This is a genomic window from Xanthomonas axonopodis pv. maculifoliigardeniae (genome assembly GCF_041519315.1).
GTDB lineage: Bacteria > Pseudomonadota > Gammaproteobacteria > Xanthomonadales > Xanthomonadaceae > Xanthomonas > Xanthomonas euvesicatoria.
Window position 1 is genome coordinate 4,594,556 of record NZ_CP167998.1, and the last position, 15,558, is coordinate 4,610,113.

At 65.1% G+C, this 15,558-nt stretch carries 13 protein-coding genes and 1 pseudogene; 6 read left to right on the forward strand and 8 right to left on the reverse strand.

Annotated features, from left to right (window positions below; genetic code table 11):
* The first annotated feature begins 46 nt into the window (after positions 1 to 46).
* Complete coding sequence (locus ACDH77_RS19570; protein WP_029820729.1) at positions 47 to 1,618, forward strand: alkaline phosphatase D family protein; 1,572 nt, start codon at positions 47 to 49, stop codon at positions 1,616 to 1,618.
* Between the two features lie 18 nt (positions 1,619 to 1,636).
* Here the strand turns inward: ACDH77_RS19570 and ACDH77_RS19575 are convergent, their stop codons facing one another.
* A complete protein-coding gene (locus ACDH77_RS19575) occupies positions 1,637 to 2,233 on the reverse strand; it encodes a 4'-phosphopantetheinyl transferase family protein (protein ID WP_008575969.1) in 597 nt (198 codons plus the stop codon).
* 126 nt (positions 2,234 to 2,359) lie between these two features.
* On the opposite strand from ACDH77_RS19575, the gene ACDH77_RS19580 reads away from it, so the two are divergent.
* Positions 2,360 to 2,611, forward strand: a complete 252-nt coding sequence (locus ACDH77_RS19580) for a GlsB/YeaQ/YmgE family stress response membrane protein (protein WP_005914591.1) — start codon at positions 2,360 to 2,362, stop codon at positions 2,609 to 2,611.
* A gap of 61 nt (positions 2,612 to 2,672) precedes the next feature.
* Here the strand turns inward: ACDH77_RS19580 and ACDH77_RS19585 are convergent, their stop codons facing one another.
* From ACDH77_RS19585 to ACDH77_RS19605, 5 genes are all read right to left on the reverse strand, one after another.
* Complete coding sequence (locus tag ACDH77_RS19585) at positions 2,673 to 3,110, reverse strand: GFA family protein (protein WP_008575974.1); 438 nt, start codon at positions 3,108 to 3,110, stop codon at positions 2,673 to 2,675.
* Positions 3,107 to 3,886 carry an exodeoxyribonuclease III gene (xth, locus tag ACDH77_RS19590; protein ID WP_122272141.1) on the reverse strand — a complete coding sequence of 260 codons (780 nt, stop codon included), beginning with the start codon at positions 3,884 to 3,886 and terminating at the stop codon, positions 3,107 to 3,109. Before xth ends, ACDH77_RS19585 begins: the two co-directional genes overlap by 4 nt.
* A 690-nt stretch (positions 3,887 to 4,576) precedes the next feature.
* Positions 4,577 to 6,304 carry a cation acetate symporter gene (locus tag ACDH77_RS19595; protein ID WP_127171732.1) on the reverse strand — a complete coding sequence of 576 codons (1,728 nt, stop codon included), beginning with the start codon at positions 6,302 to 6,304 and terminating at the stop codon, positions 4,577 to 4,579.
* Positions 6,301 to 6,618, reverse strand: a complete 318-nt coding sequence (locus tag ACDH77_RS19600) for a DUF485 domain-containing protein (protein ID WP_008575982.1) — start codon at positions 6,616 to 6,618, stop codon at positions 6,301 to 6,303. The genes ACDH77_RS19595 and ACDH77_RS19600 overlap by 4 nt, the downstream gene beginning before the upstream one ends.
* Positions 6,619 to 6,704: 86 nt before the next feature.
* On the reverse strand, positions 6,705 to 8,087 hold the full coding sequence (locus ACDH77_RS19605) for a DcaP family trimeric outer membrane transporter (protein ID WP_008575984.1): 1,383 nt from the start codon (positions 8,085 to 8,087) through the stop codon (positions 6,705 to 6,707).
* Between the two features lie 296 nt (positions 8,088 to 8,383).
* Between ACDH77_RS19605 and acs the strand changes: the two genes are divergently transcribed.
* Both acs and ACDH77_RS19615 read left to right on the forward strand, forming a co-directional pair.
* Positions 8,384 to 10,327 (forward strand): acetate--CoA ligase, encoded by a 1,944-nt coding sequence (gene acs, locus ACDH77_RS19610; RefSeq protein ID WP_041469907.1) that lies wholly within the window; start codon positions 8,384 to 8,386, stop codon positions 10,325 to 10,327.
* A 210-nt stretch (positions 10,328 to 10,537) separates the two neighbouring features.
* Entirely contained in the window at positions 10,538 to 11,206 is a 669-nt protein-coding gene (locus ACDH77_RS19615) for a response regulator transcription factor (RefSeq protein WP_008575987.1), read from the forward strand.
* 285 nt (positions 11,207 to 11,491) lie between these two features.
* Here the strand turns inward: ACDH77_RS19615 and ACDH77_RS19620 are convergent.
* Positions 11,492 to 12,398: pseudogene (locus ACDH77_RS19620) on the reverse strand (DUF4424 family protein).
* A 553-nt stretch (positions 12,399 to 12,951) separates the two neighbouring features.
* Between ACDH77_RS19620 and ACDH77_RS19625 the strand changes: the two are divergent.
* Positions 12,952 to 13,515: a peroxiredoxin family protein gene (locus tag ACDH77_RS19625; RefSeq protein ID WP_008575992.1), complete on the forward strand. Its 564-nt coding sequence runs from the start codon at positions 12,952 to 12,954 to the stop codon at positions 13,513 to 13,515.
* Between the two features lie 3 nt (positions 13,516 to 13,518).
* A complete protein-coding gene (locus tag ACDH77_RS19630; RefSeq protein WP_005922076.1) occupies positions 13,519 to 13,722 on the forward strand; it encodes a hypothetical protein in 204 nt (67 codons plus the stop codon).
* Positions 13,723 to 13,930: 208 nt separating this feature from the next.
* On the opposite strand, the gene ACDH77_RS19635 is transcribed toward ACDH77_RS19630, so the two are convergent.
* Complete coding sequence (locus ACDH77_RS19635) at positions 13,931 to 15,553, reverse strand: family 43 glycosylhydrolase (protein WP_031424883.1); 1,623 nt, start codon at positions 15,551 to 15,553, stop codon at positions 13,931 to 13,933.
* Positions 15,554 to 15,558: the final 5 nt, after the last annotated feature.

Here is a 15,558-nt window from a genome sequence, read left to right on the forward strand (position 1 = left end):
GGCGGCGCTACACCTGCACGCAGCCGTAGCCGCCTGAAGGACACGCATGACCGTCTCCGATCCCGCCCGTCGCCGCATCCTGCAAGGCTTGGGTGCCGGTGTGTTGCTGCCGGCCACTGCCGCTTGGTCTGCGCGCAGCCTGGCCGCGCCGTCGGGACGACCCACCATCACCGACGGGGTGCAGAGCGGCGATGTGCTGGACGACCGCGCGATGCTGTGGAGCCGTGCCGACCGCCCGGCGCGGTTGCGGGTGGAATGGGACACCCGCCCAAGCCTGCGTCAGGCGCGGCGCGTGGACGGCACGATCGCATCGGCGGCGCACGACTTCACCGCACGTGCGGACCTGAGCGGCCTGCCACGCGACCAGGACATCTTCTATCGCGTGCGTTTCGAAGATGCCGACAGCGGTGTGTTGAGCGCGCCCGTCCACGGCCATCTGCGCAGCGCACCGCAGGCGCGTGGCGATGTGCGCTTTGTCTGGAGCGGCGACACGGTTGGCCAGGGCTTCGGCATCAACCCGGACATCGGCGGCATGCGCATCTACTCGGCGATGCGCGAGCGCAATCCGGATTTCTTCCTGCACAGCGGCGACACCATCTATGCCGACAGCCCGATCCCGGCCGAGCTGACGGTGGAAGACGGCAAGCGCTGGCGCAATCTCACCACCGCGGCCAAAAGCAAGGTGGCCGAAACGCTGGACGAATTTCGCGGCAACTATCGCTACAACCTGCTCGATGCGCACGTACGCCGCTTCAATGCCGAGGTGCCGCAACTGTGGCAATGGGACGACCACGAAACCACCAACAATTGGTCGCCCGGCAAGCAACTGGATGCGCGCTATCAGGTGCGCGACATCGACGTGCTGGCCAGGCGCGCCCGCCAGGCGTTCCTGGAATATGCGCCGATGCGCGGTGTGCGTGCCGACGGCAGCGGGCGTATCTACCGCAAGATTGCCTACGGCCCGTTGCTGGATGTGTTCGTGCTGGACATGCGCACCTACCGCGGCGCCAACAGCGACAACCTGCAACCGCGGCCCGGTCCCGATGCCGCGTTTCTCGGGCCGGAGCAACTGGCGTGGTTGCAGCGCGAACTGGCCGGCTCGCGCGCGCAATGGAAGGTGATTGCCGCCGACATGCCGATCGGCCTGCAGGTGCCAGATGGCGAAGATGGAAACGGGCGCCCGCGCTGGGAGGCGATTGCCAATGGCGACCCCGGCGTGCCACGTGGCCGCGAACAGGAAATCGCCACGCTGTTGCGCTTCATCAGCCGCGCACGCATCCGCAATACGGTGTGGCTCACCGCCGACGTGCATTACTGCGCGGCGCACTACTATCACCCCGATCGCGCCGCGTTTCAGCAGTTCGAACCGTTCTGGGAATTTGTCGGCGGCCCGCTCAATGCCGGCAGTTTCGGGCCCAATGCACTGGATGCCACGTTCGGCCCGAGCGTGGTGTTTCAAAAAGCGCCACCTGCGCCCAACACCTCGCCGCTGGCCGGTTACCAGTTCTTTGGCGAAGTGGACATCGATGGCCGCAGCGGCGTCCTCACGGTGACGTTGCGCGACCTGGATGGGGTGGCGCAGTTCCGTCAACCGATTCTGCCGCACGGCGTGGCGTAGGCCCACGCAGCGGACGGGTTAAGCGCCTGCCAACGGATGGAACGCCAATGCGGCGCGGCACTCTGGAGTGGCCCACCATTCGTGCAGCTGCCAGTGTTCGGCCTGGCCAAGTTCCGGATCGCACCACTGCAGGCGCAGTGCGCCGTCGGGCGCGGGCGCATACGCAAGCCGGTGCAAGCCGAACGACAGGCCATGCCCATGGGCCTTGAGCAAGGCTTCCTTGGCGCACCACAGCCGGAAGAACAACGCGTGCTGTGCGTCCGGCGCCAGCGCAGCGAGCAAGGCGATTTCATCGCGATGGAAGAAGCGTTGCGCGATCTCCAGCACACGCGGGCGCGCACGAATGCGCTCCAGATCCACGCCCAGTCGCACGCCCTGGCCCAGCCCTACCAGCAGATAGTCGCCGCTGTGGCTCCAACCGGTATCGCGGTCGGGCAGCGCCGGCTGCAACGAGGGACGCCCGCGTGCATCGCGCTGCAATGGCACCACTGCCGGGTCGATGCCCAAGGCCGGGCCGAGCAGCTGACGCGCCTGCGGCTCGCCACGCTCGCCGGGGCGGTGCGGGCGTAGCCACAGCTGCACCGGGCCAACCTGCCAGCTCGCATGCGCTGTCACGCGCCGTGCACCAAGCCGAACATTCGGCCACATCGTTCATCGCGCTCGACAGCTGCTTCACGCGCAGCTGCGTCCAATGGCGCCCATGCACCACTTCCGGTGCACGCGAACATGGAGATCAGCAACATGGGCATCATCATCTGGTTGATCGTCGGCGGCATCGTGGGTTGGCTGGCCAGCATCATCATGCGCCGCGACGCGCAGCAGGGCATCATCCTCAATGTGGTGGTGGGCATCGTGGGCGCACTGATCGCCGGTTTCCTGTTTGGTGGCGGCATCAACCAGGCCATTACGCTGTGGACCTTCGTGTGGTCGCTGGTGGGTGCGGTGATCTTGCTGGCCATCGTCAATCTGGTGACCCGCGGCCGACTGCGCTAACGCAGCGCCTCACACAGCTCTCGCGTCGCGCAACGCCCGGGCCTGCCCGGGCGTTGTCGTTTCAGCCTTTCGCGGCAATGCGATCGGCCGGGTGGTGCACGCCGTCTTCCACCGGCACGGCGATGTTCAACGCATACGGATTGACGCCTTCCAGGCAACCGACGTTATAGCCGTATTCGTTGGGATTGGAGCGGCGCCGGTGATGGGTGTAGATGCCGCACACGCCGCAGAAATAATGCGCTGCGGTCTGCGTGTTGAATTGATACAGCTGCAGCACTTCCTCGCCCTGCACCACATGCAGGCCATCGAGGGTGACCGACGCGACGATGGCGCCGCGTCGGCGGCACATCGAGCAATCGCAGCGGCGTGGATCGAGCAGGCCATGCGGCAGATCCAGATCGATTTGCACTGCACCGCAGTGGCAACTCAGGCGATGCACCGGCCCCAGCGTGACATCGCCCACCTTGTGCGTGCTCCGACGCAGATGCCGCTCGCTCATGCGCCGACCTCCGCCAGCCGCACCCACGCCGGCGCATGGTCGCTGGGCCGCTCCCAGGTCCGCGGTTCGCGATCGATGCCCGATTCCACCGCGCGCGTGCGCAACGCGTCCGAGACCAGGGTCAGGTCGATACGCAAGCCCAGATTGCGGCGGAAACCGGCCTGGCGGTAATCCCACCAACTGAAGTGCTCGGCGTCCTGGTTGTGCAACCGGAATGCGTCGTGCAAGCCCAGCGCCAGCAGTTTGTCCAACGCGGCGCGCTCGTCGGTCGAGGTGAGGATGTGGTGCTCGTTCCACACCGTTGCATCGTGCACGTCGCGCGCGTCCGGGGCGATGTTGAAGTCGCCCAGCACCACCAGCTGCGGGTACCGCTGCAGCTCCTGCGCGATCCAGTCGTGCGCTGCGGCGAGCCAGCGCAACTTGTAGGCGTACTTCTCGGTGCCCACGTCCTGGCCGTTGACCACATACAGATTGATGATGCGCACGCCATCCACCGTGGCGGCGATGACGCGCTGCTGCACATCGTCGAGCCCGGGGATGCCCATCTGCACGTCAACTGCCGGCGAGCGCGACAGGATCGCCACGCCGTTATAGGTTTTCTGCCCGCAGAACACGCTGCGGTAGCCCAGTGCCGCCAGCGCTGCATCGGGAAACTTGTGGTCTTCCAGCTTGGTTTCCTGGATGCCCACCACATCCGGCGCAAACGCGGCGAGCCACTGTTGCAGGTGCGGCAGGCGCACATTGAGCGAGTTGACGTTCCAGGAGGCAATCTTCATGGCGCGGACCGTGGTTCAAACCACCAATGGTACCGCGCCATGCGTCGCCCTCAGGACGGTGGAGCCCGGCGTGGCGGAACCGGGCTATTCCGCCACGCGCTGCCGTGCCGTGTGTGGGAAGGCGCGCGTGCCGGCCTGGCGTGCGCGTCATCGGCGCCACCCTGCGAGCTGGCGCACTGGATCAGCGCAACTGACGCGCTTGCCGCCGACCGTTGGCGAGCGGCCTGCGCCTATGCGCGGGCGCTACCGGTCGGGCGCCGCCGCCCGTGAGCGAAGGCACGAGGCGGGCACCTGCACCGGACAGCCGCCGTCATTCAATCACTTGACGTGAAGCAACCCGCCCGGTCGAAGTGGATAAGCTGGCCTGACCCCCATGAGACCGCCGGCCATGCCGTCATCCGCCGCAGTCGCGTCGCCACCGCAGTCGCCTGCCTTCCCCGGCCTGAGCCTTGACGAGCGCGACATGCGCGACCGCCTGCGTCTGGCCGGCCTACTCACCCGTGCCGACCTCAGCCGTGGCACCGGAGTATGCGCGCACCACCGCGAACACGCGGCCACCTGGGCCAGGGCCGCGCGGGCATCTCGCACACGTTCCTGGCCGGGCCGCCCCGACAGCGGCGGCATCGCCAAAACGCAGAACGCCGGCCCAGTGCCGGCGTTCTGCGATCACAGCAACCATCAACCCGTCGATCAGTGACCGGAGGCGCCACTGGCACCCAGGCCGGTTTCGGCACGGATCTGCTGCGCCTTGAAGGCAGCGCGTTCGTTGGCTGCCTGCGGGCTGCGATCCAGCACCGAGAACAACCAGATGCCGACAAAACCAATCGTCATCGAGAACAGCGCCGGCGAGGTGTACGGGAACGGCGCCGAGCCGGCCGCGTTGCCCAGCGTGTCCACCCACACCGACGGCGACAGGATCGTCAGCACCAGCGAGGAGATCAGGCCGAGGAAACCACCGGTCACTGCACCACGGGTGGTGCAGTTCTTCCACAGCAACGACAGGATCAGCACCGGGAAGTTGGCCGAGGCGGCGATGGCGAAGGCCAGCGACACCATGAAGGCAACGTTCTGCTTCTCGAACACGATGCCCAGCAGCACCGCGATCACGCCCAGCACCAGGGTGGTGGCACGCGAGACCTTGAGCTCCGAACCAGGCGCCGGGTTGCCCTTCTTGATCACCGTGGCATACAGGTCATGCGACACCGCCGAGGCGCCGGACAGGGTCAGGCCGGCCACCACCGCCAGGATGGTGGCGAAGGCCACCGCCGAGATGAAGCCCATGAACACGTTGCCGCCCACCGCGTTACCGACCAGCACCGCCGCCATGTTGGCCGCGCCCTTGCCGCCGTGGATGGTGCCGGTGGCGACATCGGCGAACTGCGGGTTGGTCAACACCAGTGCGATCGCACCGAAGCCGATGATGAAGATCAGGATGTAGAAGTACCCGATCCAGGTGGTGGCCCATAGCACCGACTTGCGTGCCTGCTTGGCATCGGGAACGGTGAAGAAGCGCATCAGGATGTGCGGCAGGCCGGCGGTACCGAACATCAGCGCCATGCCGAAGGAAATCGCCGAAATCGGGTCCTTGACGAAACCGCCCGGCCCCATGATCGACAAGCCTGCTTTTGCTGCATCCTCGGGCGAAGCGCCACCGCTGGCCGCGACCGCGGTTTTCACCCGCACGCCTTCGGCAAACAGCGCCTCGAAGCTGAAGTTGAAATGCCACATGATCGCCACGGCCATGAAGGTCACGCCGGTCAGCAGCAGCACGGCCTTGATGATCTGCACCCAGGTCGTTGCGGTCATGCCGCCGAACAACACGTAGATCATCATCAGCACGCCGACCAGGGTCACCGCCACCCAGTAGTCCAGGCCGAACAGCAACTTGATCAGCGCACCGGCACCGACCATCTGTGCGATCAGATAGAACAGCACCACCACCAAGGTGCCCGACGCCGCAAAGCTGCGGATCGCTGTGGGCGCGAAGCGGTAACCGGCCACGTCGGCGAAGGTGTACTTGCCGAGGTTGCGCAGGCGTTCGGCCATCAGGAAGGTCAGGATGGGCCAGCCGACCAGAAAGCCGATCGCATAGATCAGGCCGTCGTAGCCGTTGGCCATCACCGCAGCGGTGATGCCCAGGAACGACGCCGCCGACATGAAGTCGCCAGCGATCGCCAGGCCGTTCTGGAAACCGGTGATGCCACCGCCAGCGGTATAGAAGTCGGCGGCCGACTTGGTCTTGGCCGCCGCCCATTTGGTGATCCACAGGGTGGCCAGCACGAAGAAGCCGAACATGGCGATCGCCACCCAGTTGGTGGGCTGCTTGTCGACCTGGCCCAGGTCGCCGCCGGCGGCCAGCGCGATGCCGGCAGGCATCAGGCCGGCCAGGATCAGGAGAAGGCGCGAAGTCTTGCTCATTTGCGGGCTTCCTCCAGGATCTGCGCGGTCAGCTGGTCATAGGTGTTGTTGGCGCGACGCACGTAGATGGCGGTGATGACGATGGTGAACACCATCACTCCGATCGCGATCGGGATGCCGATCGAGGTCACGCCGGCACCGATCGGCTTGGCGAGGAATTCCTTGTCGAAGGCAATCAGGCCGATGTAGCCGTAATAGGCCAGCAACATCAGTATGGTGAGCGTCCAGCCCAGCGTGTTGCGCTGACGCTTGAGTGCGTGGTACTTCGGATTGGCATCGATCTTGGCGATCAACGCGTCATTCGAGACGGTCATGGTCTGTCTCCTGGTAGAGCGCTGGTAAGACATAAGGCGGCGATGCCCGCTCCACCGCAGTGGAGCAGGCCGCCAGTGGCAGAACGCTAGAAGCTGTACTTGGTGGTGAACTGCAGCCGCGAAATGTCGCCGCTGTCGCCGTTTTCGGCTTCGCGACGGCCGTACATCAGCTCGGCGCCCACATCCACCTTCGGCAACGGCGAATAGAACACGTTGGCGCGAATGCTTTGCTGGGACTTGCTGGCAAGCCCACCGGTATTGGCCAGCGAATGGTCGTAATTCACGCGCGAGTACATGAGGGTGCTGCGCAGCTTGGCGTTGTAGTCATGGCGCCAGGCCACCCAACCGGCAACCGTGGTGACGGTCTGGATATTGCCGTCGATGTCGATCTCCACATCCGAGCCGTTGCCCAGGCCCAGATAGCGTCCCAGGCCCTCGCCGTAGCTGAGCTGGTAACGCAGATCGTTCTTGGAGTTGATGATCCAGCGGCCGCCGCCGGCGATGGCACCGCCGAAGTCGGTGTCGTTGGTCAGCGCGCTGCGGGTGCGGTACTGGCGCGCAATGGCCGACAGACCGAAGGTGCCCCAGGTGCCCTTCCAGTTGTAGCGTGCAGTCAGGTCCGGCATCGCGCCATGGTCCGAGGCCAGGATGGTGTTGCCGCCCTGGTACGGGGTGGTCAGCGTCTCGGGGTTTTCGGCCGACACGCTGAAAGCGCCGCGGGTGTACCGGATCTGAGTCTGACGGCTGAACAACGCACCGTCGGTCGGCCCGACGATGTCGGCCGCTTCCGGCAGGATGGTGGGATCGATGAAGTTGGACCAGGTCTGACCGGCCAGCCAGTTGTTCCAGCTCATGTAGGCGTGCCGCAAGGTACCGCCATACAGATTGTTGACCTGGTTGGCCAGCGCGTTGCCGAAGAAATCCAGTTCGATGAAGGCGGTGAGCTTGTCGCCGTTTTCGGTGACGGTGTCCACGCCCAGATTGAAGCGCGAGAACTTGGCATGGAAGTCGGTATCGGTGCTGGACGCCTGCCCGCCGACCGGCGTCTGGGTCGGGATATACAGGTAACGCCCCACCGCACCCTCAGGCAATGCGCCGTCGCTGGTACGGGTGGTCATGAAGTCGGCCTTGATGAAACCACCGTAACGGAACGTTGTCCCCGGCAACGCGTTCGGCGTGATGCTGGTCAGCTGGATCGGCTTCTTGCCGGCCGGCACCGCCGGTGCAGGCGGCGTCTGCGCCTGCAAGGTGCGCACTTCGGTGACCTGCGTCTGCGTCTGCGCGATCTGGCCCTGCTGCTGTTGCTGCGCAGACACCAGCATCTGGACCTGGCGCTCGAGCTCGGCGATGCGCGCTTCCAGTGCCTTTTCCTTGGACGTCTGGGCGAACGCAGCGCCCGGCAAAATGGTGGCCACGAACAAGGCGGCCGCCAACGGATGGCGCACCAGCGGTGCAATACGGTGTTTCATGGAACCCTCTCCCCAATGAAGGCCTCGCGCTTGATGGCGATGCTGTGCGGAGCGTGAGGCAGTCCGCGCTTCGGAGCCTATTCGCCTTTGGTCGTAGCTGCAACGCAGCATTGCGCAAGATGACCGATGGTCGCACCGCAGCACGCCTGGCATGTGCGTTGGCGCACTCACCCCGGTTACGACCATGGTCTAAGGCGCCGTTGACCGCCGGGACAGAATGGATGCGGCACACTGATTGTCTACCGAGGGCAGCCGCAACGCCCTCTTCCGACAAGTTCATCGCAAGTGAGGGTGCCATGGCTGATGTTTATCCCGTCGATCCCGCGTTCGCCGCCGATGCGCGCGTGACGCGCGAGCAGTACGCCGCGCTGTACCGCGAATCGATCGAACACCCCGAACAGTTCTGGGGCAAGGCCGCGCAGCGGCTCGAATGGTTCAAGCAACCCACCCAGATCAAGGACGTCAGCTACGCGCTGGACGACTTCCATATCCGCTGGTTCGGCGATGGCGAGCTCAACGCCAGCGTCAACTGCCTGGACCGCCAGCTGGCCACACGCGGAGACAAGACCGCACTGCTGTTCGAACCCGACAGCCCGGATGCGCAGTCCTACCCGGTCACCTACCGCGAGTTGTACGAGCGCGTCTGCAAGCTGGGCAATGCGCTGCGCAACCTGGGCGTCAAGAAGGGCGACCGGGTCACCATCTATCTGCCGATGATCGTCGACGCCGCTGTGGCCATGCTCGCCTGCGCGCGCATCGGTGCGGTGCATTCGGTGGTGTTCGGCGGCTTTGCTGCCAACTCGATCGCCGACCGCGTGATCGATTGCCAGAGCAAGCTGATCATCACCGCCGACGAAGGCCTGCGCGGCGGCAAGAAGATTCCGCTCAAGGCAAATGTCGATGCAGCGCTGAAGATTCCCGGCACCGATACGGTGGAAACCGTGCTGGTGGTGCGCCATACCGGTGGCGCAGTGGAGATGCAGGCACCGCGCGATCGCTGGTTCCACGATGTGGTCGACGGCCAGCCGGCCGAGTGCACACCCGAGCGCATGAACGCCGAAGACCCGCTCTTCATCCTCTACACCTCCGGCTCCACCGGCAAACCCAAGGGCGTGTTGCACACCACCGCCGGCTATCTGTTGTTTGCCAGCTACACGCATGAAGTGGTGTTCGACCTGCGCGAGGACGACATCTACTGGTGCACCGCCGACGTGGGCTGGGTCACCGGCCACAGCTACATCGTCTATGGCCCGCTCGCCAATGGCGCCACCGCGGTGATGTTCGAAGGCGTGCCCAATTACCCGAACGTGTCGCGCTTCTGGGAAGTGATCGACAAGCATCAGGTCACCATTTTCTACACCGCACCCACCGCGATTCGCGCGCTGATGCGCGACGGTGCGGAACCGGTCAAAAAGACCTCGCGCAAGAGCCTGCGCCTGCTTGGCAGCGTTGGCGAGCCGATCAATCCGGAAGCCTGGCGCTGGTATTACGAGGTGGTCGGTGACAGCCGTTGCCCGATCGTGGATACGTGGTGGCAGACCGAAACCGGCGGCATCCTGATTTCGCCGCTGGCCGGCGCGGTCGATCTCAAGCCGGGCTCGGCCACCTTGCCGTTCTTCGGCGTGCAGCCGGCGCTGGTCGATGCCGAAGGCAAGATTCTGGAAGGCGCCACCGAAGGCAATCTGGTGCTGCTCGATTCCTGGCCGGGCCAGATGCGTAGCGTGTACGGCGACCACCAGCGTTTCATCGACACCTACTTCCGCACCTATCCGGGCAGCTACTTCACCGGCGACGGCTGCCGTCGCGATGCCGACGGCTACTACTGGATCACCGGCCGCGTGGACGATGTGATCAATGTTTCCGGGCACCGCATCGGCACCGCCGAAGTGGAAAGCGCGCTGGTTTCGCACCCCAAAGTCGCCGAAGCGGCCGTGGTGGGCTTCCCGCATGACGTCAAGGGCCAGGGCATCTATGCCTACGTCACCCTGATCGCCGGGCAGAGCCCGAGCGAAGACCTGCACAAGGAATTGGTCAGCTGGGTGCGCAAGGAGATCGGCCCGATCGCCTCGCCCGACCACCTGCAGTGGGCGCCCGGCCTGCCCAAGACCCGCTCGGGCAAGATCATGCGCCGCATCCTGCGCAAGATCGCCGAGAACGCGCCGGACCAGCTCGGCGACACCTCCACGCTGGCAGATCCGTCGGTGGTGGATTCGCTGGTCAACGAGCGCCTGGCGCGCTGACGCGCCGAAGGGCCGGGATTCGGGATTCGGGATTCGGGATTCGGGATTGGGGATTCGGGATTGGGGATTCGCAGAAGCGGCTTTCCAATCTCTTTCCATTTTCCTCTCCGGATCTGCATTGTCGAACAGTAATGCGTGCGGGCAGTTACGAATCCCAACATCCCTGCTTTTACGAATCCCCAATCCCCAATCCCCAATCCCGGCCCCACCATGACCACCCTGCTCATCGCCGACGACCATCCCCTGTTCCGTGAAGCCTTGCGCGGGGCGGTGCAGCGCGTGATGCCGGGGGTCGAACTGTTCGAAGCCGATAACGTGGATGCGCTGTACACCCTGGCCGATGCGCAGCCGGACGCCGATCTGCTGCTGATGGATCTCAACATGCCCGGCGCACAGGGATTCAGCGCGTTGGTGCACATGCGCTCGCTGCATCCGCAATTGCCGGTGGTGGTGGTCTCCGCACGCGAAGAGCCCACCGTCATGCGACGCGCGATCGACCACGGTGCGTTCGGCTTCATTCCCAAATCCGCCGATTCGGACACCATCGGGCGGGCGCTGGCCACCGTGCTCGATGGCGAGCGCTGGATCCCGGCCGAAGCGCAAAACCTGCCGCCGACCGACAGCGAGGAACGCGAGGTTGGCCAGCGTCTGCGCGATCTCACGCCACAGCAATTTCGCGTGTTGCAGATGCTGGGCGCGGGGCGCCTCAACAAACAGATCGCCTACGACCTGGGCGTATCCGAAGCCACCATCAAGGCCCATGTCACCGCGATCCTGCGCAAGCTCGGCGTCACCAATCGCACCCAGGCAGTGCTGATGGCCGGCAAGCTCGCCATCGATGCCGACGGCATCGTGCTGCCGCCGCCGGAAGAAGACTGACGCGCGCAGGTGTAGGACTGCGTGCGTTGGGGTTGATCGGTGAGGCTTGGTCGCGTCCGGGTGCGCTCGTGCCCGTGCTCCCGCCACCTCGGCCGTCATCGGTGGTGGGCAATCGACGGACGTGCCATGCAACGCAGCGTGGCACCAACGTAGGAGCGCACCTGGGTACGATGCGCGTTCTCGGCAACGCTTTGCAGAAGACAACCGATGCGCGTTGGCGCATACGATCGTGGTGAGCGTTGCAAAACGCTTCGTCGCGCCCTGCTGCCCTGCTGCTTGTCCGGTTTATTCCGGTGCGCGCACGAACAACACGTTCAAATCGCGCATCGGCACGAAGTTGGCCTGCTTGAACTGGAAGGTTAGCGGGTCGATCTTTTTCAGGTCGCCGTCGAAACACAGGCTCAGGATGTCGCTGGCCGCCTGCTTGCGGATGGTCAGCTGGAAGTCCTTGATCGGGCCGTTCCAGTTCTTGCCGGTCGTGAGCACGTAGCGCAGGTTGGCCCATCCCAACCCGTACTTGCCCTCACGACGCTGCATGCTGGCTTTGGTCGCCGGTTCGATGCAGGTGTCTTTTGCATACGCCTTCAGCAAATAGCTGCTGGGCTGCGGGACGCCGGTAGACAGGCTGGGTGTATAGGTGTGGCGGATCTGCACGCTTGCCTTGGCAGGAAATTTCTGCTGCCAGACGAAGTAGGCGTTGAGCGTGAAACGCGGTTGCCCATCGCCATCGACCCAGCGCGCGGGCAGCGGCTTGCGCCCCTTCGGGGGCGTGGCCGATTCGGTGAACGGCAACATCATCCTGGGTCCAGCCGGTGGCGGCGAACGCGGTGGAGATGTCACTACCGTCATCCAGCAGCACTACCACCTTGCGCGTGGTGGCAACCGGTTTGCCGTCGGCCCAGAGCTTGAAATCGCTCAGCGCATTATGGTCGGCCATGCCAAAGTACATCGGCGGCATCGGGAAGGCCACTGGCACGCTCAGGTCGCGCTCGCTGGTGTTGGTGAACACATAGTCCACTTGCACGCGTTCTTCGCTGAGCAATAGCGCTTCGCGGTCCATACTGATGTCGGGCTGATGCAGCAGGCGGATGGTGCCATTGTCGTCGCCGAAACTGCTGTCATTGGCCTGTGCAGCACTGCAGGCACACAGTGCCAGCACACACAGCCGGACGGAAAACGCCATTGCACGCATGAGGTGATCCTTGAAAGGCCGGCGTACCCGCGCGCCGGGCCGCACAGCATGCCACGCGCGGGCTCGACCGAATGGTGGGCAGCGCGTCGCGCGACGCGTGCGGCAATGGCGCAGGGTCTGATGTGTTTGTGGTGCTGTCGTGCTTGCTGGTGGCGTTGGCCTGGCCTACGGATCAGCCTGCACGCGAGGCGACGCACCTCGACCGTCCGCATGCGCTCGCTCGCCTTGGTGGCGGCGTTGCTGTGGGGCCCGCTTAGCGTGCTGGGTGATTTGAACGCGCCAGTGCGCTCGCACCGTCATCCGGCCTTCCCTACGCTTGCCACGCCAATGCCGCATGCACGCTTCCATGGCGCGCTGATTGCGCAAATGCCAATCGCGACACCACGCGTCAGTGACAAGCCCAAGCGCGGGGGCGTGATCGCATCCACAACCGCAGACCGTGCGACATCGCAGTTGTCGATATCACCATTGACCATGAGCTGATGCCTGGGCAAGGCTCGAGCACCAAGGACGCTTTGGAGCTGGCATGGCGCGACGTTTCCCCTGGCTCTGGATGGGCCTGCTGGTGGCCTGTGCATTGATTGCGGTGCTGGCGTGGCAGAACCGGCAGCTACGCGTGCAGCAACACTGGCTGCAGACGCGCATCAGCACGCCGTATGACGGCATGTACGTGCCGCGTATCGAAGCGACCGATGGCGATGGCCGACGGCATCTGCTCGGTGCGCCGCATGGGCCGGCGCAGGTGCTGTTCTTTTTCACCACCACCTGCCCGTACTGCCAGCGCTCGGCACCGACCGTGCTGCGGGCAGCGCGGCAGCTGCAGGCCAACCTGCCCGGCCGGCCGCAGCTGCTGGGCGTGTGCCATTGCGATGCCGCGCAGGCTGCGCGCTACGCACATGTGCACGGTTTCGATTTTCCGGTGGTCACGTTGACCGATCGTCGCGCGTTGATGCTGTTCCGCGCACGCAACGTGCCGCTGCTGATGGCCATCGATGGGGAGGGGCGCGTGCGTCATTCGCATCTTGGCGTTTTCGATACCACGGAGCGGGTGCAGGACCTCGTTGCCGCCTTGCGCCGCACGGACGCGCCAGCGGCTTTTGCAACGGTGAAGGAGTAATGCATGAAGAAGCGTTGGGTAAGCTTGCGTAGTGCGTTGATGGCAGCGACCTTTCTGGCCAGCACCGGCTTCGGTGCCTTCCAGGTGATGGCGGTCGATAACGCACAGCCGAAAGTCGAATCGTGTAGTGCATGGGCCTGCAAAGCCGAGTGTCCGGAATTCGGCGGCGACCTGGGCCAGGGCAACGTCTGCTACTGCTGCGGTTAACTGCGATCGATAGAGCGGCTGCGTCGCTGCCAGATGGAGCAGGCCGGCGTACGGAATCGGCATGTACCGCGTATCCATGGCGATTCTTCGCGCCGTCCGCATCCCGCTGACACTGTGCGCAAGGCCTCGATGGTCGCAGTTACGCCTGACGGCGAGGTCCCCCCGGGCCTCGCCGTTTGACTGTCACGCTGGGTGGCGTGATGCGCGCTCAGCTCAGCGCGCGATAGCGGAAATCGCGCAATACCACCTCGCCTTGCTGCGCGGCATACACGCCAAGCTGCAGGCTGAGAAAACCGCCGAACACGTTGTGATGGAATCCGGAGACTTCCATGCGGGTGGGGTGGCGCGTCCATTGCCGGCCCTCATCGACCGAATACTCGAACCCTACGACCTGGTGATCGTTGGTCAGCCGCACGCGAATGCGCCGATGCGTGTTGGGTGCGCGCGCCCAGACCAGTTCTTCGGAATATTCGTAGGTCTTCATGCTGTCGGCAGTGAAGCCGATGCCGACGAAGGCCTTGTGGTTGTAGAACAACACAATGCCGCCTTCGGCATTGCCGACCAGTTCCAGCGTTACCTCTGCCATGTAGGCGCGATCGGGCACGCCGCAGGTCAGTGGCGTGCTGTCGATCGGCGAGCTGCCCGCACAGGCCAGCGTCAGCGCCTTGTTCGCGCGCCGCACCCGCGCCTGTTCGCCGGGCTTGGGCGCATGCAGGCTCCATTGGGTGCCGAACCTGTCGCTGGAGAAATCGTCGGACAACGCCAGCCCCGTCGCCGGCGCCATGCCGGCGGCCGGCACGCGTGCCGGTGTGCGTAATGGTTTGGACAGATCGCCGCCAGTGGCGCGAAACCAGCCGTCGGCCGTCCACTCGATCGGCTCCAGCAAGGTCTGCCGCCCCAGCGTGCGAAAGCCGTTTTCGTAGCCGTGATAGACCATCCACCAGTCGCCGCGCGGCCCTTCCACCAGCGTGGCATGCCCACGCGACCACCACGGCTCCTGGTCCGATTGGGTGCGCACCAGCGGGTTGCGCGGGCAGTGTTCCCACGGCCCATGCACCGAGCGCGAACGCGCGGCGATGACCATGTGCCCGGTCACCGGCCCGGCAGTGCCGCCAACGGCGGTGACCAGGTACAGCCACCCATCGTGCCAGGTCAGCTTGGGGCCTTCGGGCGCGAAATTCTCCACCACCCAGTGGTCTGGATAGCGCCACGGCGCGTAGGCCGGTTCCAGCTGTCCGTCGGTGGCCAGGCCGTCATCGCGCAGGCGTACCTTGCGGATGCCGTTGACGAACAGATAGCGCTTGCCGTCTTCGCCGACCACGTGACCGGGATCGATGCAGCCGGTGATCTTCAGGTCGATCGGTGCGCTCCACCGCCCGCGGATGTCGTCGGCCCAGATCACGAAGATCGACCAGCCGGTGTCGTCCGGATTGGCCGGGATGTAGATGTAGTAGCGACCGTTGTGCTTGCACAGGTCCAGCGCCCAGATCGTGCCCAGCCCCTGATGCAACGCCGGGCCGATCGGGGTCCAGTTGACCAGATCGGTGGAATGCCACAGCACGATGCCCGGGTAGGAAAAGAACGACGAAAACGTCATGTAGTAGTCGTCGCCATCCTTGAGGATGGTGGGGTCGGGGTGATCGCCGGCCACGATGGGGTTGAGATAGGTGCCGTTGCCCAGATCCGCCTTGCGCTGCCCCTCCACACCGCGCGCCCACGGCGGGGTGCCTGCGCACTGTGGCGTCGACGCCTGGGCCGCGGCCGCCAGCGGTGCGACCAGTGCGCCGGCAGCCAGTCCCTTGAACAAGTCCCGCCGTGTCGTGTCTGCCATGCGTC

Coding starts and splice junctions, on each gene's coding strand:
- ACDH77_RS19630 (WP_005922076.1), top strand. CDS start 13,519: ATGAAGAAGCGTTGGGTAAGCTTGCGTAGTGCGTTGATGGCAGCGACC.
- xth (WP_122272141.1), bottom strand. CDS start 3,886: ATGAAGATTGCCTCCTGGAACGTCAACTCGCTCAATGTGCGCCTGCCG.
- ACDH77_RS19570 (WP_029820729.1), top strand. CDS start 47: ATGACCGTCTCCGATCCCGCCCGTCGCCGCATCCTGCAAGGCTTGGGT.
- ACDH77_RS19585 (WP_008575974.1), bottom strand. CDS start 3,110: ATGAGCGAGCGGCATCTGCGTCGGAGCACGCACAAGGTGGGCGATGTC.
- ACDH77_RS19605 (WP_008575984.1), bottom strand. CDS start 8,087: ATGAAACACCGTATTGCACCGCTGGTGCGCCATCCGTTGGCGGCCGCC.
- ACDH77_RS19625 (WP_008575992.1), top strand. CDS start 12,952: ATGGGCCTGCTGGTGGCCTGTGCATTGATTGCGGTGCTGGCGTGGCAG.
- ACDH77_RS19580 (WP_005914591.1), top strand. CDS start 2,360: ATGGGCATCATCATCTGGTTGATCGTCGGCGGCATCGTGGGTTGGCTG.
- ACDH77_RS19595 (WP_127171732.1), bottom strand. CDS start 6,304: ATGAGCAAGACTTCGCGCCTTCTCCTGATCCTGGCCGGCCTGATGCCT.
- ACDH77_RS19600 (WP_008575982.1), bottom strand. CDS start 6,618: ATGACCGTCTCGAATGACGCGTTGATCGCCAAGATCGATGCCAATCCG.
- ACDH77_RS19615 (WP_008575987.1), top strand. CDS start 10,538: ATGACCACCCTGCTCATCGCCGACGACCATCCCCTGTTCCGTGAAGCC.
- ACDH77_RS19635 (WP_031424883.1), bottom strand. CDS start 15,553: ATGGCAGACACGACACGGCGGGACTTGTTCAAGGGACTGGCTGCCGGC.
- acs (WP_041469907.1), top strand. CDS start 8,384: ATGGCTGATGTTTATCCCGTCGATCCCGCGTTCGCCGCCGATGCGCGC.